18 protein-coding genes and 1 pseudogene are annotated in these 23,918 nt (G+C 58.0%); 15 read left to right on the top strand and 4 right to left on the bottom strand.

The features are described from left to right. Window positions 1–250: 250 nt before the first annotated feature. Window positions 251–1,756, top strand: a complete 1,506-nt coding sequence (gene nhaB, locus AC13DJ_RS01570; RefSeq protein ID WP_199457661.1) for a sodium/proton antiporter NhaB — start codon at window positions 251–253, stop codon at window positions 1,754–1,756. A 77-nt stretch (window positions 1,757–1,833) separates the two neighbouring features. Here the strand turns inward: nhaB and AC13DJ_RS01565 are convergent, their stop codons facing one another. Both AC13DJ_RS01565 and AC13DJ_RS01560 read right to left on the bottom strand, forming a co-directional pair. Next, window positions 1,834–2,742, bottom strand: a complete 909-nt coding sequence (locus tag AC13DJ_RS01565) for a response regulator (protein WP_482932929.1) — start codon at window positions 2,740–2,742, stop codon at window positions 1,834–1,836. Further along, the gene (locus AC13DJ_RS01560; protein WP_482932928.1) at window positions 2,729–6,112 is read right to left on the bottom strand and encodes a hybrid sensor histidine kinase/response regulator; all 3,384 of its coding nucleotides are present in this window, start codon (window positions 6,110–6,112) and stop codon (window positions 2,729–2,731) included. The genes AC13DJ_RS01565 and AC13DJ_RS01560 overlap by 14 nt, the downstream gene beginning before the upstream one ends. A gap of 300 nt (window positions 6,113–6,412) precedes the next feature. On the opposite strand from AC13DJ_RS01560, the gene urtA reads away from it, so the two are divergent. From urtA to AC13DJ_RS01505, 11 genes are all read left to right on the top strand, one after another. Beyond that, a complete protein-coding gene (gene urtA, locus AC13DJ_RS01555; protein WP_482932927.1) occupies window positions 6,413–7,678 on the top strand; it encodes an urea ABC transporter substrate-binding protein in 1,266 nt (421 codons plus the stop codon). Window positions 7,679–7,761: 83 nt separating this feature from the next. Beyond that, window positions 7,762–8,688 carry an urea ABC transporter permease subunit UrtB gene (gene urtB, locus AC13DJ_RS01550; RefSeq protein ID WP_482932926.1) on the top strand — a complete coding sequence of 309 codons (927 nt, stop codon included), beginning with the start codon at window positions 7,762–7,764 and terminating at the stop codon, window positions 8,686–8,688. A 9-nt stretch (window positions 8,689–8,697) separates the two neighbouring features. Further along, window positions 8,698–9,882 (top strand): urea ABC transporter permease subunit UrtC, encoded by a 1,185-nt coding sequence (gene urtC, locus AC13DJ_RS01545; protein WP_482932925.1) that lies wholly within the window; start codon window positions 8,698–8,700, stop codon window positions 9,880–9,882. After that, on the top strand, window positions 9,882–10,640 hold the full coding sequence (urtD, locus tag AC13DJ_RS01540; RefSeq protein WP_482932924.1) for an urea ABC transporter ATP-binding protein UrtD: 759 nt from the start codon (window positions 9,882–9,884) through the stop codon (window positions 10,638–10,640). The genes urtC and urtD overlap by 1 nt, the downstream gene beginning before the upstream one ends. 2 nt (window positions 10,641–10,642) lie before the next feature. Further along, window positions 10,643–11,332 carry an urea ABC transporter ATP-binding subunit UrtE gene (gene urtE, locus AC13DJ_RS01535; protein ID WP_482932923.1) on the top strand — a complete coding sequence of 230 codons (690 nt, stop codon included), beginning with the start codon at window positions 10,643–10,645 and terminating at the stop codon, window positions 11,330–11,332. A gap of 22 nt (window positions 11,333–11,354) precedes the next feature. Next, window positions 11,355–12,401 (top strand): aliphatic amidase, encoded by a 1,047-nt coding sequence (locus AC13DJ_RS01530; RefSeq protein WP_482932922.1) that lies wholly within the window; start codon window positions 11,355–11,357, stop codon window positions 12,399–12,401. A gap of 15 nt (window positions 12,402–12,416) precedes the next feature. Continuing rightward, window positions 12,417–13,460 (top strand): AAA family ATPase, encoded by a 1,044-nt coding sequence (locus tag AC13DJ_RS01525; RefSeq protein ID WP_482932921.1) that lies wholly within the window; start codon window positions 12,417–12,419, stop codon window positions 13,458–13,460. A 134-nt stretch (window positions 13,461–13,594) separates the two neighbouring features. Then, window positions 13,595–14,827: a formamidase gene (fmdA, locus tag AC13DJ_RS01520; RefSeq protein ID WP_482932920.1), complete on the top strand. Its 1,233-nt coding sequence runs from the start codon at window positions 13,595–13,597 to the stop codon at window positions 14,825–14,827. A 3-nt stretch (window positions 14,828–14,830) separates the two neighbouring features. Further along, window positions 14,831–15,184 (top strand): zinc ribbon domain-containing protein, encoded by a 354-nt coding sequence (locus AC13DJ_RS01515; protein WP_482932919.1) that lies wholly within the window; start codon window positions 14,831–14,833, stop codon window positions 15,182–15,184. Window positions 15,185–15,996: 812 nt separating this feature from the next. Beyond that, window positions 15,997–18,756, top strand: a complete 2,760-nt coding sequence (locus tag AC13DJ_RS01510; protein ID WP_482932918.1) for a ribonucleoside-diphosphate reductase subunit alpha — start codon at window positions 15,997–15,999, stop codon at window positions 18,754–18,756. 113 nt (window positions 18,757–18,869) lie between these two features. Continuing rightward, window positions 18,870–19,928 (top strand): ribonucleotide-diphosphate reductase subunit beta, encoded by a 1,059-nt coding sequence (locus tag AC13DJ_RS01505; protein ID WP_199457659.1) that lies wholly within the window; start codon window positions 18,870–18,872, stop codon window positions 19,926–19,928. Between the two features lie 52 nt (window positions 19,929–19,980). Here AC13DJ_RS01505 and AC13DJ_RS01500 read toward each other — a convergent pair. After that, window positions 19,981–20,504: pseudogene (locus AC13DJ_RS01500) on the bottom strand (enoyl-CoA hydratase-related protein). 404 nt (window positions 20,505–20,908) lie between these two features. On the opposite strand from AC13DJ_RS01500, the gene AC13DJ_RS01495 reads away from it, so the two are divergent. Together AC13DJ_RS01495 and AC13DJ_RS01490 are read left to right on the top strand one after the other, a co-directional pair. Then, window positions 20,909–21,361 (top strand): hypothetical protein, encoded by a 453-nt coding sequence (locus AC13DJ_RS01495; protein WP_022990378.1) that lies wholly within the window; start codon window positions 20,909–20,911, stop codon window positions 21,359–21,361. A gap of 96 nt (window positions 21,362–21,457) precedes the next feature. Next, entirely contained in the window at window positions 21,458–21,754 is a 297-nt protein-coding gene (locus AC13DJ_RS01490; RefSeq protein WP_008171112.1) for a hypothetical protein, read from the top strand. 478 nt (window positions 21,755–22,232) lie between these two features. On the opposite strand, the gene AC13DJ_RS01485 is transcribed toward AC13DJ_RS01490, so the two are convergent. Further along, window positions 22,233–22,766, bottom strand: coding sequence for a hypothetical protein (locus tag AC13DJ_RS01485; protein WP_482932917.1), 534 nt, complete (start codon window positions 22,764–22,766; stop codon window positions 22,233–22,235). A gap of 225 nt (window positions 22,767–22,991) precedes the next feature. Between AC13DJ_RS01485 and AC13DJ_RS01480 the strand changes: the two genes are divergently transcribed. Beyond that, complete coding sequence (locus tag AC13DJ_RS01480) at window positions 22,992–23,417, top strand: hypothetical protein (protein ID WP_482932916.1); 426 nt, start codon at window positions 22,992–22,994, stop codon at window positions 23,415–23,417. The last annotated feature ends 501 nt before the right edge of the window (window positions 23,418–23,918 follow it).

Here is a 23,918-nt window from a genome sequence, read left to right as displayed (position 1 = left end):
GCGGAAAGATGCGGGCCGGAGTCCCATTTTGTTACCAACTTTATTACGATCCCACACCGCCGTCCGCGGTAAACCGGGGCCAGCCTGATTTTCCGGAAACATGATCCAGAGCAAGTCTTTCCGGGCGATGTAGGTCCAAGTACGGAGACCCGGGCGGCCCCACAGGGGTACCCTATACACAAATATCAAGGCAGGTAATGGTTGCCTGTTGCATACTTTTTTAGCCGCCAATTCAAGAAGAACTGATGCAATGCCCGACACTCTCGTTTCCGGATTTACCCGCAATTTCCTGGGCAAGGCGCCCAACTGGTACAAGCAGGTTATTCTGCTGTTTCTGATTGCCAACCCGATTGTGATGTTTGTGTTCGGGCCGGTGACGGCAGGCTGGCTGCTGATTGCCGAGTTCATCTTTACCCTGGCCATGGCCTTGAAGTGTTACCCATTATTGCCAGGCGGCTTACTGGCGGTGGAGGCCTTACTGATTGGGCTAACCAACGCCGACGCCGTGTACCACGAGGTGCTGATCAACTTCCCGGTTATCCTGCTGTTGATGTTCATGGTGGCAGGCATCTATTTCATGAAAGAGCTGCTGCTGGTGACCTTCACCCAGATCCTGGTGGGGGTACGCTCCAAGTCTGCGCTCTCGCTGCTGTTCTGTGGTGCCGCAGCCGTGTTGTCAGCGTTTCTGGATGCCCTTACGGTAACCGCGGTCATCATCAGTGTGGCGGTGGGTTTTTACTCGGTGTATCACAAGGTGGCGTCTGGTAAGGGCTATCAGCAGAAAGACCACAATGCCAACAGCGATGCCGAAGTGGTGGAACTGCACCGGGAAGACCTGGAAAACTTCCGGGCGTTCTTGCGCAGCCTGTTGATGCACGGTGCCATTGGTACCGCCCTGGGTGGTGTGGCCACCATGGTTGGCGAACCCCAGAACCTGCTGATCGCCAAGGTGGTTGGCTGGGATTTCGTGGGCTTCTTCCTGCACATGGCACCGGTGAGTATTCCGGTACTGATTGCCGGCCTGTTTACCTGCTGGGCGCTGGAGAAGCTGCGCTGGTTCGGCTACGGCGGTCGCCTGCCCAAGCCGGTACGCCAGGTGTTGCAGGAATACGCCGATAACGAAAGAGCCAGCCGCACCAAGTCCGACAAGGCTGCCCTGTGGGTGCAAGCTGTTGCTGCCGTGATCCTGGTGCTGGGCCTGGCGTTCCACGTAGCGGAAGTGGGGCTGATCGGCCTGCTGGTGATCATCCTGGTTACTTCCTTCACCGGTGTGATCGACGAGCACCAGATTGGCAAAGCCTTCCAGGAATCCCTGCCGTTCACCTCACTGCTGGTGGTGTTCTTTGCCATCGTGGCGGTGATCCACGAGCAGCACCTGTTCAAGCCTATCATCGAATACGTACTGAGCCTGCCGGAAGGCCAGCAACCGGGCATGTTCTTCATTGCCAATGGCCTGCTGTCCATGATCAGCGACAACGTGTTCGTGGCCACCGTATACATCAGCGAAGTAAAACAGGCCCTGGATGCCGGCGCCATCAGCTTTGACCATTTCCAGACCCTGGCCGTGGCCATCAACACCGGCACCAACCTGCCCAGCGTGGCCACCCCCAACGGCCAGGCCGCGTTCCTGTTCCTGCTCACCTCCGCCATCGCCCCGCTGGTACGGTTGTCCTACGGCAAGATGGTGATTATGGCCCTGCCGTACACCGTGGTGATGGGTGGCGTTGGCCTGTACATGGTGACCCACGCGTTCTGATCAAGGTTTTGTAAATTTAACTAACCGCGCAGTTTTTATGTGGCGGTTAGCCTTCATGGGAACCCCAAACAATACCGTTAGTAGAGCGTTGCCAGCACCCGAATGGCATTGGCCGCTGCCGCCGTCCGGTTTTCCACATTCATCTTCCGGAACACCTGCTCCAGGTGTTTGTTCACGGTGCGGGGGCTCATCTCCAGAATCTGTCCGATTTCCCGGTTGGTCTTGCCATTGGCGATCCACAGCAGGACATCCGACTCCCGCAGGGTAAGATCAAAACGTTCCCGCAGCGCCGCTGAGGCGCTGTTCTGGTTCTGGGGTGTTTTCAGACGCAACAGGTATTCCTGGCCATCCACCAGAGCCAGATATTCGATGGAGCGGGGCGTGTCCAGCAACCGGATGGGCAGACTGTGGCCGGGATCCGGTCGGTGGCCCAGCCAGTCCTCAAGTTGTTGCCGTACTCCCTGAAAATCCTCGTGATCCGGCGGCGGCAGGCAACGGCATACTTGCGGGGTACCCCACAGCAGGTTGCCCTCGCGGTCGACCGCAAACAGGTTCTGACCGGCGGTATCGAGCGCGCAACGGGCGCTGCGGGTCATTCTGGCGTTGGCCAGGTGCACCGCCATGCGGGCCAGTAACTCGGTGGTGTCGATGGGCTTGGTAACATAGTCCACGCCGCCGGCATTCAGGCCCATAACCACGTGTTCGGTATCGCTCAGGCCGGTCATGAAAATGATCGGAATGTCCGCGAAGGCGGGGTTTTCCTTGAGTCGCCGACACGTCTCGAAGCCATCCATATTCGGCATCAGCGCATCCATCAGCACCACATCGGGGGTGATGTTCTGGCTGATGGTCAGGGCCTGATTACCTTCCAGCGCCACCAGCACGGTCATGCCTGCTTCTTCCAGTGCATCATTGATCATGCGGATGGAATCGATGGCGTCGTCGACGACCAGTACCACGGTTTTGCGGTCATCAGGATGCTTCATGTTCGGTTACCTCAAGAAGTTCGAGAATCTTCTCGAACTGGAAATCGTTGGTGAATTTGGTGATCTCCTGAACGAAGGCGTCACTGGCGTCTCCGGCATACTGCAAGCTGTGCAGTGCCTCCAGCAGGCCCTTGCGATGGCCGATTCTGGCCAGGTCTGCCAGCGCCTCGCAGTGCTCCCGGGCGGGCAGTTCAAGCGCGCCGCTGGCTGGCAGCGGTAGCGCGGCCAGGGGCTCCGGGCTTTTCTCGAAGCGCCAGTCCAGGCCCATGACCCGGCCAATGGTGTCCAGCAGCAGGTTCAGTCGCACCGGTTTGATGATGTAACCGTCGTGCAGGCGCGGTGCCTCGGCGCTATGGTGGCCCTCGTTGGCGTCGGCAGAGACCATCACCACGGGCAGGTTGTATTTCATTTCCCTGAGCTCGGCCAGCACCTCCCAGCCGCTTTTCCCGGGCATCGACACATCAAGCAGAATCAGGTTGGGGCGCTCCTGTTCCACCCGTTCCGGAACGGTCATGGCATTGCCGGTGTCGCTGATTTCAAAGCCAAGGGGCGACAGCATGGCCCGGATTACCTGACGATGGGAGTCGTCGTCATCCACCAGCAGGATTTTCCGGCGGGCGCCATGGTAGCCGTAGATCCTGCGGGCCGGCGTCGAGATCGAGCGTGGGCTGGCGGAATGCAGGCTCGACAGCATCAGGCTGACCTTGAACACGCTGCCCTCGCCAGGTTCGCTCTCCACCGAGATGTCGCCGCCCATGATTTCCGTCAGCAGTCGGGTGATGGTCAGGCCCAGGCCGGTTCCGGTGCGGCTCTGACCGGGATTGCGGATACGCTCAAACGGCCGGAAGATGCGTTCGATGTTTTCTGCGGCAATGCCCTCGCCGGTATCATGCACGGTGAATTCCGCCACCTGGCTGCGGTAGCGGAGGGTCAGGGACACGCTGCCCTGGTCGGTGTATTTGATGGCGTTCGACAACAGATTGATCAGTATCTGGCGCAGGCGTTTTTCATCGGTGGTCACCAGTTCTGGCAGAGGGTGAGGGCAGTGGTAGTCAAACGCCAGGCCCTTTTCTTCGGCCTGAAGCCGGAACATGGTGACCAACTGCTCCATCAGCAACCCGATGCGCACCTGGTCACGGTGCAGATCCAGCCGGCCCGCCTCAATTTTTGAGATATCCAGCAACCCTTCAATCAGATCCGCCAGGTATTCGCCGCTGCGGCGAATGACCCCCAGGGCTTCCTTGCGATGAGGCGGTACCGAGTCGTCGTTCTCCATGAGCTGGGCGTAACCGAGGATGGCGTTCAGTGGCGAGCGTAACTCGTGGCTGATTCCAGTCAGATACCGGCTTTTGGCGCCGTTGGCGGCCTCGGCCTGCTCTTTGGCCTGCTGCAGGGCCTGGTCGGTGCGTTCGTGGGCGACAATTTCCTCGGTCAACAGGCGGGTCTGGCGCCGGGATTCCTCCTCCGCCACTACCCGGCTTTCATGGGCCAGTACAAACAGCCAGCAGATCACTCCGGTGACAATCACCAGAATGAAGAACACTTTCCACAGGGTGACAGACAGCAGCGTAGCCTCGGCAAGCGAAGCCACCGGGGTTTTGAAATAGATCAGCGACAGCAGCAGGGCGGAAAACCCGTTGATGACCACCAGCAGCGACAGGAAATGCCCGAGCCGGGAGCGCAGTGCCGACAGCAGTGGCGCCGGAAGAAACCGCCCGAGAAACTGCTGCATCTGCTCCTGGTAGCCGGCGCCCGGTTTGCAGGCGTCCTCACAGCGGGCATCCAGCGAACAGCACAGAGAACAGATAGCGCCATCGTAGGCGGGGCAGTGGGTGACATCTTCCGGCTCAAAGTGATGTTCGCAGATGCTGCACTTCACCAGCTGATGGTCGGTGGCCAGGGGAACAAACGGACGGGCAGTGTAGAAACGCCCGCCGGTCTTCCAGGCAATCAGGGGCGCGGTGACCAGTGCCACCGCCAGGGCGATGAAATGGGACAGGGCCTGGGCATAGTCACCCAGTACCCCGGTGTGGCAAGTGATTCCCACCACCGAGGCGGTGATCATGGCGCCTACGCCCACCGGATTGATGTCGTACAGGTGCGCCCGTTTGAATTCGATATGGGCCGGGCTCAGGCCCAGGGGTTTGTTGATCACCAGGTCTGCCACCAGGGCACCCACCCAGGCAATGGCGACAATGCCGTAGAACCCCAGAGTTTCTTCCAGCGCCCGATACACCCCGAGCTCCATCACCAACAGGGCAATGGCCACATTGAATACCAGCCACACCACCCGGCCAGGATGGCTGTGGGTCAAGCGGGAGAAAAAGTTAGACCAGGCAATGGAACCGGCGTAGGCGTTGGTTACGTTGATCTTGAGCTGACACAGGATCACGAAGATGCCGGCCATCGCCATCGAGATTTCGGGTGAGTGGGTGATGTAATTGAAAGCCACCAGATACATCTGGGTTGGATCGGCCGCCTCCATGGCAGAAATGCCCTGATTTAGTGCAAGCACGGCCAGAAAAGAGCCGGCCAAGATTTTCACCATACCGATGACAATCCAGCCGGGGCCGCCAGCCATCACCGCCACCCACCAGCGGCGCCGCTCCGGGGCGTTAGTGGGCTCGGGAATGAAGCGCAGAAAATCCACTTGCTCGCCAATCTGTGCAATTAGGGCAAACACCATCGCTGCAGCGGCCCCGAATAGCAACAGATCAAACCCGTTGCCCTCTGGCAGGCCGACGCCCTGGAACTGCGTCCAGTCGGTGATGGAGGAGGCATCTGCGTAGATGATGAAAACGAAAGGCGCCAGCTGCAGCAGGATAAACAGGGGCTGGGTCCACACCTGAAAGCGGCTGATGGTGGTGATGCCGTGGGTGACCAGAGGAATGATCACCACGGCGCAGATCAGGTAACCCAGTACCAGGGGAATGGCAAACAGCATTTCCAGCGCCATCGCCATGATGGCCGCCTCAATGGCGAAGAAGATAAAGGTAAAGGAGGCATAGATCAGCGAGGTGATGGTCGAGCCAATGTAGCCGAAGCCCGCGCCCCGGGTCAGTAGGTCGATATCCACCCCGTAACGGGCGGCGTAGTAACTGATGGGGATGGCGGTGAGGAAGATCACCAGGCTGACGACCAGAATCGCCGCAACGGCGTTGTCAAACCCGTAGTGCAGGGTAATGGAGCCGCCGATGGCCTCCATGGCCAGGAAGGAGATGGCTCCCAGAGCGGTATGGCTGACCCGGGCTGCCGACCACCGGCGTGCACTCTTGGCGGTAAAGCGCAGGGCATAGTCTTCCAGGGTCTGGTTGGCCACCCACTGGTTATAGCTGCGCCGAACCCGAAAAATGTTCTGTTTTGTCGCCATCTCAATCTCACTCCTACCTCACCGGTCCGCACTACTTTGGTGCGCTTTGGTGGCCCCTACGCAGTAAATCAGATAGCTGGAACAAAAAACGTGCCATAACCCGATGCGATGGGGCGCGGAGTGGATATATCTGCGGTTCTAGCGTGTCTGATGGATTATCGGTATGCGTCAAATGACGTACTGCGCTGGGGCGAATACCGAATGGGCTCCGGTGACAAGCCTGAGCAGAATGATTGTCGTGGGCGCTGTGCTTCCTGATTGGGGTGCGGCACCGGCTTTCAAACACTGCGAGGAATGACCATGGGAACCACAAGCATTGCCGCCGGACGGCGGAGTACCAAGAGCAAAGGGCTGCGAAAGAGCCTAGCCACCCTGGCCGCATCCATCATGCTGGCCACCTCGGCCCAGGCCGCTACGCCGCCAACCGAAGAGGTAAACACCACCGGGCTGGCGGTGACAGATGACGCCGTCAAGGTCGGTATCCTTCACTCCATTACCGGCACCATGGCGATCAGTGAGATTGGTTCGGTGCAGGCTGAGAAGCTGGCAATCAAGCAAATCAACGAGTCTGGTGGCGTGCTGGGCCGGCAAATTGAGTTCGTGCAGGAAGACGGAGCCAGTGACTGGCCGACGTTTGCGGAGAAATCCCGCAAGCTGCTGCGCCAGGACAATGTGGCCGCCATCTTCGGTGCCTGGACCTCTGCGTCCCGCAAGGCGATACTCCCGGTCATCGAACAGTACAACGGTATGCTCTATTACCCGACCTTCTACGAAGGCCTGGAGCAGTCACCGAACGTGGTTTACACCGGTCAGGAAGCAACCCAGCAGGTTTTGGCGGGTATTGACTGGGCGGTCGAGGAAATGGGGGCGGAAACCTTCTACCTGCTTGGTTCAGACTACATCTGGCCGCGAACCTCCAACAAGATTGCCCGTAAGCACATCGACAAGCTGGGCCTGAAAGTCGTGGGCGAAGAGTATTACCCGCTTGGCCATACCCAGTTCAATTCCGTGATCAACAAAATCAAGCTCCGAAAGCCGGATGTGATCTTCGCCTCCGTGGTGGGCGGTTCCAACGTGGCCTTCTACAAGCAGATGAAAGCGGCGGGTGTCGATTTCACCGAAGAAGATCCCATGTTGCTGACGATCTCCGTGACCGAGGATGAAATCCGCGGCGTCGGTGGCGAGAACGTAGAGGGCATCTACGCCTCCATGAAGTACTTCCAGAGCCTGGATAACCCGAACAACAAGGAATTTGTTGCCGCCTTCAAGGATGCCTACGGCGATGAAATGGTCATTGGTGACGTGACCCAGGCTGCCTATCTTGGCCCCTGGCTGTGGAAGGCCGCGGTGGAAAAAGCCGGGTCATTCGACATCGACAAGATCCGTGAAGAGTTTGCGGGCATCGAGTTCAATAAGGCCCCTGAAGGTTACGTTCGAATCCACGAAAACCATCACCTGTGGTCCAAGACCCGTATTGGCCAGGCTCAGGCTGACGGCCAGTACAAGGTTGTCTACGAGACCGAAGAGCTGATGGAACCGGATCCATTCCCAGAAGGTTACCAGTAAGGCTGAATCGGCCGGCACCGGGTGTGCCGGCCGCTATTACCTCCGCATTGCAGAGTGTTTGGGTTTCAAGGGGAGTAAGGGTCATGTTCGATGGCTACACCAGCAGTGAATTAATGTCGATATTTGCCATGCAGGGGTTTGCCGGGCTGTCCCTGTTCTCAGTGTTCGTACTGATGGCTCTGGGCCTGGCCATCATCTTCGGTCAAATGGGGGTGATCAACATGGCCCACGGGGAATTCATGATCCTCGGCGCCTACACCACCTACCTGACCTCGGGATTTTTCCAGTCATATCTACCCGGACTCTTCGGCGGTTACTTTTTCATCGCGATGATTCTGGCCTTTATTGTCTGTGCCGCGTTAGGGGCGCTCGTGGAGTGGCTCATGATACGGCACCTTTACCACCGACCTCTGGATACGCTCCTGGCCACTTGGGGCCTGAGCCTGATCATGCAGCAGGCTTACCGCTCGATCTTCGGCGCCCGGGAAGTGGGTGTGGAGCTGCCGCAATGGATGATGGGCGCCTTCAACGTCACCGATCTGGTGCAGCTACCGATTAACGGCCTGTTCGTCATGATCATTGCGTTGTCCATCGCCGTGGGTGTTTACCTGCTGATGTACCGCTCCGGCTACGGCAAGAAAGTCCGCGCTGTGGTCCAGAACCGCCCCATGGCGGAAGCCGTGGGCATTAACAGCGCCGGGGTTGACCGCATGACCTTCGCCCTGGGCTGTGGCATTGCTGGTATTGCCGGTGCAGCCTTCACCATGATTGGCTCCACCGGCCCATCCTCCGGCCAGGCCTACATTGTCGATACCTTCCTGGTGGTGGTGTTCGGCGGTGCCCAGAGTCTGATTGGCACCATTGTCTCTGCCTTCGGTATTTCCCAGGCCCAGTCCACGATGGAGTTCTTTCTCAGTGGTTCCATGGCCAAAGTCCTCACCCTGCTGGTGGTCGTCGGCATCCTGATGCTGCGTCCGGAAGGCCTGATGGCACTCAAGGTCCGTCGCTAGGAGACTGTCATGAAAAACACATCCCCGTTGAAATGGTTTGCCTCCCGAGAGGGACTCTACTACCTGGCACTGGCGCTGCTGCTGGTTGTCATTCTGCCGCTGGCGCTGGACCCGTTCCGCCTGAATATGGTGGGTAAATACCTGACCTACGCCTTCGTGGCCATCGGTCTGGTGATGTGCTGGGGTAAAGCCGGAATCCTTAGCCTGGGCCAGGGCGTGTTCTTCGGCCTGGGCGGCTACTGCATGGCCATGTTCCTGAAGCTGGAAGCTTCCACGCCGGAGGCAACCGCTATCCAGTCTACCCCGGGTATTCCGGACTTCATGGACTGGAACCAGCTGACCGAACTGCCGTGGTTCTGGCAACCGTTCCACAGCTTCTCGTTCACCCTGATTGCCATCATCGGTGTGCCGGTACTGTTGGCGCTTATCATCGGTTTTGCCATGTTCACCCGTCGGGTGGGGGGCGTCTACTTCGCCATCATCACCCAGGCAATCGCTGCCATCCTGACCATTCTGATCATTGGTCAGCAAGGCTACACCGGGGGTGTGAACGGCATTACCGACCTGCAGACCCTGATGGGCTGGGACATCCGCACCGATGAGGCGAAAACCATCCTGTACTTCGTGTGCGTCGGCCTGCTGTTCGTGTGCCTGTTCGTGGCCCGGTTTGTCCAGAACCGCAAGCTCGGTCGCATCCTGGTGGCCATGAACGCCCAGGAAAACCGGGTGCGTTTCTCTGGCTATAACGTGGCCGCGTTCAAGATCTTCGTGTTCTGCCTGGCCGCCGCCTTTGCGGGCATTGGCGGCGCGCTGTTCACCCTGATTGTCGGTTTCATGTCTCCGTCGTTCATCGGCATCGTGGCCTCCATCGAGATGGTGATCTTCTGTGCCCTTGGCGGTCGTCTCTCTATCCTGGGCGCGGTCTATGGAGCCCTGCTGGTCAATGCCGCGAAGAGTGGCTTTTCCGAATCCTTCCCGGAACTCTGGCCCTTCGCCATGGGTGCCCTGTTCATAGGCGTGGTACTGGCCTTCCCCAATGGCCTGGCCGGTCTGTACCAGACCTACGTCACGCCACTGGAAGACCGTCTGCTCCGTCGCAAAAAGCCGGAAGCGCCGGCGGCCCCGGAGAGCAAGGCCCAGGATGCTGAAGACCGCGAACCGATGCTTGATAACTACAGCCCGGAGAAATCCTGATGAGCGCAGCCAAAACCCAATCCAAGGACTTCCTGCTGGCGGTCGAGGGACTGACTGTCTCTTTCGATGGCTTCAAAGCCGTGGATGACCTCTCTTTCTACCTCGATCCCAAAGAGATCCGGGTGATTATCGGCCCCAACGGCGCCGGCAAGACCACCGTGCTTGACCTGATCTGCGGCAAGACCCGGGCAACCTCGGGGTCCATCAAATTCGATGGCAAGGAGCTGACCAAGCTCAAAGAGCACCAGATCGTGCATTCTGGCGTCGGTCGTAAGTTCCAGACACCGTCGGTGTTTGAGGATCTGTCCGTGTTCGAAAATCTCGAGGTGTCCTATCCCAGGGGCCACAGCGTGATGGGAGCCCTGGCATTCAAGCGCGATCCTGCGGTGATTGAAGCGGTGGAGGCGGTGGCTGAAACCATCTTCCTGAAAGACGAGCTGGATCGCCCCGCCGCGTTGCTCAGCCATGGTCAGAAACAGTGGCTGGAGATCGGCATGTTGCTGATTCAGAAACCGGACCTGCTGATGCTGGATGAGCCGGTGGCGGGCATGTCGGTGACAGAGCGCCAGAAAACGGCGGAACTGCTGCGGCGCATCACCAAGGACCACACGGTGTTGGTGATCGAGCATGACATGCAGTTTGTCGGTGATATCGCCGACCGGGTCACGGTGATGCACCAGGGCAAGGTTCTCTCGGAAGGGTCCATCGAACACGTGAAATCGGATCCGAAAGTCATCGAAGTCTATCTGGGGCACTGATCATGCTGAACGTAAAACATCATTCGGTGGCCTATGGCCAAAGCACCATCATTGACGACCTGAACCTCGAGGTGGGCGAAAAAGAGATTGTCGCGGTCGTCGGCCGCAACGGCATGGGCAAGACCACGCTGATGAAATCTCTGGTGGGCATGACGCCCACAAAAGGCGGTGAAGTCACGCTGGACGGCAGTGACCTATCGAGCCTCAAGAGTTTTCAGCGGGTAAAGGCCGGCATCGGATTTGTGCCGCAGGGGCGCATGATCTTTCCGACCCTCACCGTCAGGGAAAACATCGAGACGGGCCTGGCCGCCGTGGGCGAGAAGAAAGTCCCGGAGGACCTGTACGAACTCTTCCCGGTACTCAAGGAAATGCAGAACCGCCGTGGTGGCAACCTGTCGGGCGGGCAGCAGCAACAGCTGGCCATTGCCCGGGCTCTGGCCACCCGTCCCAAAGTGCTGCTGCTCGATGAGCCTACCGAGGGCATCCAGCCCAACATCATCAAGGACATTGCCAAGACACTGCGGCGCATTCGCGATGAGCGCGGTTTGTCGATTGTGGTGTCCGAGCAGGTGCTGAGTTTCGTGATGGATGCGGCCGACCGGATTCTGGTGATCGAGAAGGGCGCGATCGTGCATGAGGAAAGCCGGGAAGAGGCGGATCAGGAAAAGATTGCCAGTTATCTGGCTGTTTGATTTGACGTGAGGAGTAACGAGTATGAGACACGGTGATATTTCCAGCAGTAACGATACCGTTGGCGTGGCGGTGGTGAACTACAAGATGCCCCGTCTGCACACCAAGGCCGAGGTACTGGACAACGCCCGCAAGATTGCCGACATGATCAAGGGCATGAAGGTCGGCCTGCCGGGCATGGATCTGGTGGTGTTCCCGGAATACAGCACCATGGGGATCATGTACGACAATGACGAAATGATGGCAACCGCCGCCACCATTCCCGGCGATGAAACCGAAATTTTCGCCGCCGCCTGCCGTGAGGCGGATACCTGGGGCGTGTTCTCCCTGACCGGTGAGCGCCACGAGGATCACCCCAACAAGGCGCCCTATAACACCCTGGTGCTGATCAACAACGAAGGCAAGATCGTCCAGAAGTACCGCAAGTGCATTCCCTGGTGTCCGGTGGAAGGCTGGTACCCCGGTGATAGTACCTATGTAACTGAAGGCCCCAAGGGCATGAAGATCAGCCTGATCATCTGTGACGACGGCAACTACCCGGAAATCTGGCGCGACTGTGCCATGAAAGGCGCCGAGTTGATTGTTCGCTGCCAGGGCTACATGTACCCGGCCAAAGAACAGCAGATCATGATGGCCAAGAGCATGGCCTGGGCCAACAACTGCTACGTGGCCGTGGCCAACGCCAGTGGTTTCGATGGCGTGTATTCCTACTTCGGTCACTCCGCCATCGTTGGCTTTGATGGCCGCACCCTGGGCGAATGCGGTGAAGAAGACATGGGGGTTCAGTACGCCCAGCTGTCGGTGAGCCAGATTCGCGACGCCCGCGCCAACGACCAGTCCCAGAACCACCTGTTCAAGCTCCTTCACCGCGGTTACACCGGCGTGCATGCCTCGGGTGACGGCGACAAGGGCGTGGCGGACTGCCCGTTCGAGTTCTACCGAACCTGGGTGATGGACGCCCAGAAGGCGCAGGAAGATGTGGAGGCCATGACCCGCAAGACCGTGGGCACGGCGGAGTGCCCGGTGGGCGAGTTGCCGTACGACGGCAAGGAAAAGTCCGCAGGCGCCTGACCCGGGGAGGTTCGTATGCCGTTTATCAATGAACGGCTGGAAGCCAACCGGGAAAGCATCGCAAAGAACCGGGCCGATTCAGGCCCGGTTCGTGTTTCCCGGTTCCGCTTTGAGCCGGAGGCCGTCATGGCCCGTCTGAATGACAACATTGTGGGGCAGGACCAAGCCCTGGAGGCCATGGAATCCATGCTGATGCGGGTAAAAGCCGACATCGGCGAAGACAACCGGCCGCTGGCGGTGCATTTGTTCCTGGGCCCCACTGGCGTGGGCAAGACCGAAACCGTCCGCCTGATTGCCGAAGCCATTCACGGCAACCGCGATGGCCTGTGCCGCATCGACATGAACACCCTCGCCCAGGAACATTACGCCGCCGCCCTGACCGGCGCGCCCCCGGGGTATGTGGGCAGCAAGGAAGGCCACAGCCTGTTTGATCTGGAAAAAGTGCAGGGCACCTTCAGTAAACCAGGCATTGTGCTGTTTGACGAGATCGAGAAAGCCAGCAAAGAGGTGATCCGCACCCTGCTCAATGTGCTGGATACCGGGCGGCTAGTGTTTCCCTCCGGCAACCACGAGATCGACTTCCGCAACACCCTGATTTTCATGACCAGTAACGCCGGCGCGCTGGACGCCGAGGCGCATCATCACCGGTACCAGAACGGTTGGCGACGATGGTTGGGGCTCTCACCCAAAGGCCACGACGCCATCCGTGACACCGCGCTGCGCCGCCATTTCGACCCCGAATTCCTCAACCGGATCGACCAGATCCTCACCTTCAACAACCTCACCGATAACTGGCTCGACGCCCTGCTGGACATTGAGCTGGCCGCCCTGAACAAGCGCCTGGCCCGAAAACACGCGCAACTGGAACTGGCGCCGGCCCTGCGTTCGGAGTTGTGCCGGGGCTACGACAGCCGGTACGGCGCCCGGGAAATGCTGCGGGCCTTCCGGCAGCGGCTGGAGCCGGCGGTTGCCAGGGCGTTATTGGCGCATCCGGAAAGCGAGCAATTTATCGCTGACTGGGAGAGCCAAGCCGTCATCGTTCGCCAATACGTCAAATGACGCAGTTGCCGGGGGCATTTCGCGAATACCGCCCCCCGACCGGATCGACGATAGTGAATACCGTCAGCGCAGGAGCCTGGGGCTCCGCGTTTCATTGCTTTGAATCCGAAGCCGAGAACCAAGGAGCAACCGCTATGGCTGAAACATTAATCAAGGTGGATCTCACCAAATCCGCGTACGAAAACGAAAACATCCACAACCGATGGCACCCGGATATCCCCATGGCGGTCACGGTCAAGCCCGGCGATGATTTCGTGCTTGAGTGCTACGATTGGACCGGTGGCCAGATTGAAAACAACGACAGCGCGGACGATGTGCGCGACGTGGACCTCACCCAGGTGCATTTCCTGTCCGGGCCGGTAGGCGTTGAGGGCGCGGAGCCGGGCGATCTGCTCGAAGTGGACATTATGGACATCGGCGCTTTCCAGGATCAGCAATGGGGCTTTAACGGTTTCTTCGCCAAGAAGAACGGTGGCGGCTTTTTGACCGACCATTTCCCGGAAGCCCAGAAATCCATCTGGGACTTCAACGGCATGTTCACCAAATCCCGCCATATTCCCAACGTGGAATTTGCCGGCATGATCCACCCGGGCCTGATCGGCTGCCTGCCGTCCCGGGAAATGCTGTCCGAGTGGAACAAGCGCGAGAAAGAACTCTACGACACCGAACCGGACCGTGTGCCTGGCCTGGCTAACCTGCCGTACGCGGATACCGCCCACTTGGGCAAACTCGCCGGCGACGCCGTCAAGGCAGCAGCTGGTGAAGCCGCCCGTACCGTACCGCCGCGCGAACATGGCGGTAACTGCGACATCAAGGATTTGTCCCGCGGCTCCAAGGTTTACTTTCCGGTTTACGTCAAAGGCGCCGGCCTGTCGGTGGGTGACCTTCACTTCAGCCAGGGCGACGGCGAAATCACCTTCTGCGGCGCCATCGAAATGGCCGGCTGGATTCACCTGCGGGTGAACCTGATCAAGGATGGCATGGCCAAATACGGCATCAAGAACCCGGTCTTCAAGCCCAGCACCATCAAGCCGCGCTACGAGGATTATGTGATCTTCGAAGGCATCTCTGTGGATGAAGATGGCCAGCAACACTACCTCGACGTACATGTAGCCTATCGCCAGGCCTGCCTCAACGCCATCGAATACCTCACCAAATTCGGCTACACGCCCGCCCAGGGTTACGCCTTGTTGGGTTGTGCGCCGGTGGAAGGCCACATCAGTGGCGTGGTGGACGTACCGAACGCCTGTGCAACCCTCTGGCTGCCAACCGAAATCTTTGACTTCGACATCAACCCGACGGCAGAAGGGCCAACCAAGAAGGTCACACCGGGTACCGACGTACCCCTGTCACCGGACAAGGAGTAAGCCATGCCACTGTATGACTACAAATGCCGGGAACACGGTCTGTTCCAGGAACTTGGCACCATGGCGGAGGCTGGAAAACCGGCCGAATGCCCCAGCTGCCAGGCGCTGTCGCCCCGGGTGATTGCACTGCCACCACAGGTGTTGGGCATGGACCCGGCCCGGCGCAAGGCCCAGGAGCGCAACGAAAAGGCACGGCATGAACCCATCATCTCCACAGCCGACCAGCGCGCCCGTGACGCCGAACACCGCAAGAGTTGCGGCTGCAAGAAAAAGTCGGACGGTAAACACATGCTGTTCTACACTGCTGACGGTAAGAAAATGTTCCCGTCCATGCGGCCCTGGATGATCAGCCACTGACCATTGCTTTCACGTGTTTGGCCCCCTTGAGGGGCCTTTTTTATGTGGACCTGTCGATCAGGTATTGTCTTGTTTGTAACACCCCTATATAGTGACCAAGTCCTTGGTTGACTACCATATATTGTGATCAAACTCTGATCATCTTGATCGCAGGGTAGTCGGGAATCCGGTGAGAATCCGGAACTGACGCGCAGCGGTATTGGGGAACAAGCGTGGCACAAAGACACTGGCAAGGAGCCCCTGGTTACCTCCTGAATCGCCTCTGCGTGCTCTGAAAGCTGCAGATGCAAGGCGCGGCTCGCCGCCAATGGCCTTAGCCCTTGGCAAGAGTCGCAACACAGCAGGTGCAGCTTTCAGAGCACGCCCTTCGGGGCTTTCAGAGCGCTTCACAATCGGCGTTGCAACTTTTTGAAAGGCCCCGGCCTTACTGCAAAGTTGCGCCTTGACTGTGAAGCGCTCTGAAAGCCAGAGGCGACTCAGGAGGTAACCAGGGGCTCCAACCGGGAAGTCGCCACGCAAGGCCGAACCACACGGTTCACGCCCCTGAGTCCGAAGACCTGCCAGGGATAGACACTGCACCTTCGCGTTTATCAAGGTGAGCAGGCGGGTTTTGGTTTTTTTGGCCACGGACCCTCACAGACCCTCACGGACAACGATAAAGAGCTTTTCGTCCGTGAGCGTCCGTGAGCGTCCGTGAGTGTCCGTGAGTGTCCGTGGCGAAGAGTTCTTCAGCCGTAGATTCCGTGGCAAAAACCTCCCCCTTCTCCCAAACGCAAAGGCTGCACCACCACGCGTACACAAGGAGAAGTTCCATGTCTGCCATCCTGTCCCCCGAGCCCCCGGCGGTTGCCGCTACAGAATCCCTTCAGGTCATCAAACGCAACGGCACCCTCGTTGGCTTTAACCCTTCCAAGATCACCGTCGCCGTTACCAAGGCCTTCCTTGCAGTAGAAGGCGACCAGGCTGCCGGTTCTGCCCGTATCAACGACGCCGTGCACCGGGTCACCGAACAAGTGGTGCAGGCCATCAGCCGGCGCCTGAAGGCCGGTGGCAAGGTGCATATTGAAGACATCCAGGACCAGGTAGAACTGGCCCTGATGCGAGCGGAAGAACAGAAAGTCGCCCGGGCCTACGTGCTGTACCGGGAAGAGCACGCCCGCAAGCGCGCCATTGAAGAACCCATGGAAGCGCACCCGCACCTGACCGTGAAAAAAGCCGACGGCAGCGTGGCGCCGCTGGATCTGGGTTTGATGAAACTGCAGGTAGAGCAGGCCGCGACCGGGCTGGACGGCATTGAGGGCGAATCCCTGGTGGAGGAAGCCCTGCGTAACCTGTACGACGGCATTGCCGAAACCGAAGTATTGTCTGCCCTGATCATGACTGCCCGGGGCCGCATAGAACGGGAGCCGGACTACAGCGCCGTGACTGCCCGCCTGTTGCTGGAACAGTTACGGCTGGAGGCGGCCGAGGAGCTGGATTTGCCCCGCAACCAACCCCTTGCAGAAAGTTATCCACAGGCCCTGAGCGCCTTTGTTCACGCCGGTATCCGCTATGAGCTGCTGGACGAGGCCCTGGCCGCGTTTGACCTGGAACGCCTCGGCGCAGCCCTGAAACCCGAGCGCGACCACCAGTTCGGATTCCTCGGCCTGCAAACCCTGTACGACCGTTACTTCCTGCACTGGAACGGCGCCCGCCTGGAACTGCCCCAGGTATTCTTCATGCGCGTGGCCATGGGCCTGGCCCTGCGGGAAGACGACCCCAACGCCCGCGCCATCGAGTTCTACAACCTGCTGTCCAGCTTCGATTACATGGCCAGCACGCCGACATTGTTCAACAGCGGCACCCGCCACTCCCAGTTGTCTTCCTGCTACCTGACCACCGTGCAGGACGACCTGGAAGGCATTTACGGCGCCATCAAAGACAACGCGTTGCTGTCCAAATGGGCCGGCGGCCTGGGCAACGACTGGACCCCGGTGCGGGCGCTCGGCTCCCACATCAAAGGCACCAACGGCCAGAGCCAGGGCGTGGTGCCGTTCCTGAAAGTCGTCAACGACACCGCCGTGGCGGTGAATCAGGGCGGTAAGCGCAAAGGCGCGGTCTGTGCCTACCTGGAAAGCTGGCACCTGGACATCGAAGAGTTCCTGGAACTGCGCAAGAACACCGGCGACGAACGCCGCCGCACCCACGACATGAACACCGCCAACTGGGTGCCGGATTTGCTGATCGAACGCATGCGTGAAGACCGGGACTGGACCCTGTTCTCCCCCAGCGATACGCCGGATCTGCACGACCTGTACGGCAATGCCTTCCGCGAACGCTACGAACACTACGAAGCGCTGGCGGAGCAGGGCGAGATCACCCTGTTCAAGAAAATTCCGGCCAAGCAGCTGTGGCGCAAAATGCTCACTGTGCTGTTCGAAACCGGCCACCCCTGGATCACCTTCAAAGACCCCTGCAACCTGCGCTCGCCGCAGCAGCATCAGGGCGTGGTGCACAGCTCCAACCTGTGTACCGAAATCACCCTGAACACCAGCGCCGACGAAATCGCCGTGTGCAACCTGGGCTCTGTAAACCTGGCGGCCCACATCAAGGACGGCGAGCTGGATGTACAACGCCTGGAACGCACCGTAAACACCGCCGTACGCATGCTCGACAACGTTATCGACATCAACTTCTACGCGGTGCCCCAGGCCAGGAATTCCAACCTCAAACACCGCCCGGTGGGCCTGGGCCTGATGGGTTTCCAGGATGCCCTGTACCAACTCGGCCTGCCTTACACCAGCCCGGAGGCGGTGGAGTTTGCCGACGTGGCCATGGAGCAGCTCAGCTACTTCGCCATTCGCGCCTCCGCCACCCTGGCCGGCGAACGCGGTGCCTACCCAACCTTTGAGGGTTCGCTGTGGGATCAGGGCATTCTGCCCATCGACTCCATCGCTCTTTTAAAAGAGGCGAGGAAAGACGGTGACCTGTCCCTGAACACCGACAGCCGCCTGGACTGGACCCCGATACGGGAGCTGATCGCCAAACACGGCATGCGCAACAGCAATGTCATGGCCATCGCGCCCACCGCCACCATTTCCAACATCGTGGGCGTGTCCCAGTCCATCGAACCGGCGTACCAGAACCTGTTTGTGAAATCGAACCTGTCCGGCGAGTTCACCGTGGTGAACCCCTCACTGGTGCGGGATCTCAAGGCCGAAGGCTTGTGGGACAACGTGATGGTGAACGACCTGAAATACTTCGACGGCAGCGTGCAGCAGATCGACCGCATACCCGCCGAACTCAAAGCCCGCTACGCCACCGCCTTCGAAATCGACGCCCGCTGGCTGGTAGAAGCCGCCGCCCGCCGCCAGAAATGGCTGGACCAGGCCCAGAGCCTGAACCTGTACATGGCCGAACCCAGCGGCAAAAAGCTCGATGCCCTGTACCAGCTGGCCTGGGAACGCGGCCTGAAAACCACCTACTACCTGCGCTCCCTGGGCGCCACCGGCGCCGAAAAAACCGCCCCGGTGTCTGCGCCACAGCCGCAGGTTTGTAGCATTGATAATCCTGACTGCGAGGCGTGTCAGTAACTGACTTTTTGGCCACGGACACTCACGGACGCTCACGGACGAAAAAACATCTTTGTCTTTGTCCGTGTGGGTCCGTGAGTGTCCGTGGCAAATCAATCTAAAAGGAGCGAACCATGCTGAACTGGGACGACGAATCAAAACCCGCACAGCAAGCCGCAAACCCCGAAGGCCCGGCGCCGGTGAACGTAGACGACAAACGCGTCATCAACGGCGAAACCGACATCAACCAGTTGGCACCCTTCAAGTATCCCTGGGCCTGGGAATACTTCATGAATGCCAACAAAAACCACTGGACCCCGCTGGACGTCAACATGGCCCAGGACGTTCACGACTACCACCACCGCTTGACCCCGGCAGAAAAGCACGTGTACGAAAACGTACTGGCCTACCTCACCACCTCCGACATCCTCGCCATGCGCAACATCGGCCTGGCGGTGATGGAGAAAATGAGCGCACCGGAACTGCAGATCTACCAGGCCCGCCAGGTATACGAAGAAGCCCTGCACACCTGGACCTACCAGCACTGCATCGAAACCCTCAACCTGGACCAGAGCGAGATCTACAACCGCTACCGCGTGGTGCCCCAGATCAACGGCAAAATCCAGCTGGCCAACCGCCGGCTGGACGCTGCCATGCGCTCCGACATGAACCTGCGCAACCCGGACGACCTGCAGGAATTCATCATGTCTTACCTGTTCTTCGCAGCGGTGTTTGAAGGCTGCTGGTTCTATAACGGCTTCAGCCCCATCTTCGCCCTTCAGCGCCGGGGCCTGATGCGCGGTACCGGTGAACAGCTGCAGTACATCCTGCGGGACGAAGCCATGCACTTCTCCTTCGGCCTGAAAGTGGTGAACCAGATCCTGGAGGAGGAAAACATCAGTTTCGACCCCAAAGCCGTGCGCGATATGTGGGACGAATCCGAAGCGGCTGAGATGGCTTACGCCAACTACATTCTGCGCGACCCGATTATGGGTTACTCGGCGGAATACCACACCGAGCAGTTCCGGTTTGTGGCCAACCGGAGGGCGCGCACCGTAGGGCTGGAAGAGCCGTTCCCGGGGGCGAAAAACGTCTCGCCCTGGCTGGACGAGCAAGCCACCATGCGCAAGGAGAAGAACTTCTTTGAGACCCGGGTGATTGAATACCAGACCGGCGCTCAGCTGGAGTGGTAAGCAGGTAGGGGGGGGGCAGAGCTGTCCGATATGTCGGGCAGCTCCGGTAGGGTTATTTCCGCGCCATGGCTTCCAGCATCCGGTTCACTGCGTCCAGGTGCTCTGGCTCGTTGTGGCTCATGCCCTGGAAACAGGCGCAGATCTCCAGGAAATCCTTCAGCTCGGTGCGCTGGGCCATCATCATCAGCCGCTTGGTCAGCCGCGTTGCCTTGGGCGGCTGGCTGGCCCGTTCACCGCGGCAATCACCGGCACCTCCACCGCCTGCATCGCCAGGGGAATACGCTGGATACCCTTGCGATAGCGCTCTGCACACTCAGCGGGATTGCCAGCGAAATCGCCGCTGCGGTTAGCCATATCGCGGATGTTGCCACCGGCACTGAACGCCGACCCCGCCCCGGTGATCACCAGCACGGATACGTCCTGGCAGTGGTTGACCCACTCTGCTGTGGTGACGATGTCATCAATCAGGTGGGAGCCTGTGAGGGCATTGCGCAGGTCGTGCCGGTTCAGGGTCAGCACGGCCACCCCGTTTTCCAGAGTGAGCAGGGCATCCGTAAGTTGGGGCAAGCTGGCCATCGTGGAGTCCTTGTTCTGTAAATTTACAGCGATTGTCTCGCTATGATTGGCCCATGCCAAGAACCTTCGACCGCCTTGGCCAAGGCCCGTGCTGCATGGACTAACAAACAGTGGAGTTATACGAACCCGTTCGCAAAACTCCGGGGAAATGCATGGGAAATGTTAGTAACCTTCTGATATGTTTAGGATGTGGGGTTTTCAGGGGCGGAGTTATACGCCCCTGAGTAGGAGCAGGGGTGGCTCGAATCAGGGCGTATAACTCCGGCGGTAGCCGTGGTTCGTTTTCTTAGGTTGTTGTTTTTGTTTAGAAAAAATTAAAAATTTCGGGCGCGTTTTGGTTGGAATTATACGAATGCGGGATATACGAACTCGTTCGTAGAATTCACTGTTATGCATAGAGAGTTATGAGAGAACTCATCGAGATCGTTATCAAGGTTTTTGCTGCCTACCTGGTCTTTAGCACTTTGGGGAATTACATTCCGCTTGCTCTGGTTCCAGACGCATTTAGTGGCCAACATTCGCCACACATTTGGTTCCTTGCTGCAGGCGTCTCTGTGCCAATCGTTATCGGCATGGTTTTGTGGCTCAGAGCGCCAAAGATCTCCAAGGCTGCTCTTTCCTCAGAAGCCAGCGGGCCTGTCATCCCAGAAAGCGGTGTCGTATCTGCTGGCGTGTTTTTAATTGGCGTTTATTGGTTCGTTCGCTCTGTAAGTGTGCTGCTGACTCAAGTGGGCTCTCAGGTGTCGATAAACTATGGTTGGTGTGTGGTTTTGGTCTTGTCTGTCGGTCTGATTCTCGGTAACAGCTTTATCGCCAAGATGTTCCGAAAGATTCGTGCTGCGGGCAACAATGCATAACCAATCGCTTAAGTACGTTCCCGGCCTGACGGCCGTCCACCGGACGTCCCTGACGGGCCGCCGCTTAGCTTCGCGTTAGCACCAAAAAGTTCAGATATGGCAAAGGTTAAGAAAAAGCTCACTCCGGCTCAAAAGAGAGCAAAGAAAGCCGCGAAGGCAGAGCGGCAAAGGAAGTACCAGTGGGTCTTTATGAACGGTAAGCAAGTCAGAATCAAGCGGCCACCAACCGTGGATGGTATGCCTGTAGATCAGTTCATCCAGGAGAATGCTGATCCGATCTGGCTCCATCAGAACGAGTTGTGGGAGCTGATGCCAGTTGAAGACGCACTTTTTGGCCCAGAGCCGTCTACCGAATTAGATGCAACAGAAGACGAAGACGGATTACCATTTTGACTTTAGCCGCAGGTGTTCAGTTGAGCAGTGCTAACCAGTCATTCCAGTACGTTACGGGCCTAACGGCCCTCCACCGGACGGCCTTTTCTCCGCTTCGCTACGCAAAGGCCGCCGCTGAATATTGGCGTTAGGTCGAAAAAGGGGGGCAGAAATCTGCCCCCCCACTTGGTGTTAAGCTCTTACCAAGAAGCAAAAGCAGCTAGAGTTTTTTGGGTAGACCTGCTTCCCTGACCTCCAGTGCTTGAACGACTTGCAAAACACCCAACGAAATCCAGCTGGTGCTGGAAAAGGTGGCGTTGCCATTTCGTTTCTCCAACGGAGTTCCTTGACACCAGCCAACTTACCAACCAGAATTACGTCGCTGAACGTGTCTTCCTGGGAAATTGGTCCGGCCTTCCTTTGGGCAACTCCAAGCACCCGTGGAAGATCTCTAAAAGCGTCAATGTCTGCAAACATTGGCGCTTTTTTCATACTGTATTCAATTGCTGTTTCCATTCTTAAGCATCTGCTCTACGTACTTCTTACCTTCAGTAGTAACTTTAAAGCTTTTACGTGCTTGCTTTGAGGTACCTGACTTTTTTAGCTGGACTATCAACTGTGGCTTTGTCTTTTTCAGGTTCTCAAATGCGCGACTAGCATTGCTTATCCCGTGTCCCATATGTTTTAGTCGCGTGTTTACGCCTTGAGTTTCGATGCTCGTAAGCCCTTCGTGAAACTGCATCCAGTGAGCTACGACCAGAGCTTTTTCCGCATCCGAAGCTGGCTGAGCGACGGCATAAAATTCTGCAACGTCATCGAATGAGATTTCGTTGTCACTGTTTTCGTTATTGACGTCTTCGATGATTGCTTGATTCGTAGCAGGCGACTTATCTGAAGAGCTTATTTTTATAGAAAAATGGTCGCTCACCCAGTTGAGAACCCTTCTTACGGCATCTTCGTCGAGGCCTCTTAGTGCATCAGCGACGCCCCTCATGGCCTCGAGTTCCTTTAAAGGATCTGGTGTTTGACTCATACTGATCACCTGTTCTTCGTCTATACTTTGGTCAGTATACTCTGTATTTGAGTGCCGTCAATAAGTCTGTGAAAAAAAGTACAAGATGTATGTGTCTGTGTGTCATGAGTGGGTATGAGATTGCCTAACAAGTCAATCAAGTTCGTTCCGGCCCTGACAAGGGCCTCCACCGGACGCCCTTGTCAGGGCGCCGCTTATTTTCGCGTTAAAGGTAGGCAAGGAGTCATGGCACGGAAGCGATTTCTGGATGGAACACTAAGACTCGACGATCTTTCGGAAGTCACTGGTCTACGCATAACCCAAGTGGCAACTGGAACAGGCAGAGCTTTTCGAGTAATTGCATTACCGGGTGAGGAAATTGTTTACTGGTCGTTCTGGCGCGGAAAAGTAAACCGCTTCGCTAGTAAACAAGCGGAAGAGCTGAAGGTCCCTGTCGATTTTGAATCACACCTTTATGGGCAGTCACTGAAATTTAAATACCGGTATGAGCCTAGCGAGTACATTTTTGGCGGGCTTTTTTGTATGGCGACTGCTGGTTTATTTCAGGTAGATACGGACAGCTCAAACGCAATGGTCGCGTTGTTCAGTGGGGTAGGCCTCTTTCAATTCGTGCAAGCATACAGGGCAAAAACAGCCCTCAAAAACCTTTAACAAGACGCAGCAGTACGCGGCCGATGGCCGCCGGACGCCCTTTCCATGGCTCCTTCGTCGCCATTCCAAGGTCGCCGCTGTGCTTAGCGTTAGCTGGGTAGTGCGTTGTGCCTTTTGGTTGGCTCGGTGGTGTTGGCCTTGGGCTTATACTGGCAGCAAATCCGGCAATTCCCGTGGTTTGCCAAGGCCGTCGGAATCCGCGGCGAGTGGGTAGCCAAAATCAGCCAGTGGCGTTGGCATAAAGGTGAGTGTTTGCCGGAACCAGGTGTCCGTCGAAACCTGGTTCCTTGCTTACCTGCTAATCTGAGGTCCAGGTTCATTCGCCGCATTGTCGGTGGTAGTTTTACTCAGGGTGCATCGGCTAGCCCGGATTTCTCATAGTGCTCCAACAACCTTCGCAGACCAAGCCTGGTAGTGCCAGATCCGAGTGGTCATGGTCGAAGTTGGCGATTATTTAGCCAGTTTCCGGCATTCAGGCACAACTCCCCCTTTCCCCCATTG

The sequence above is a fragment of the Marinobacter sp. L-46 genome, assembly GCF_056859535.1.
Note: the sequence above shows the minus strand (reverse complement) of the source record. Positions and strands in the feature narration are given on the sequence as shown.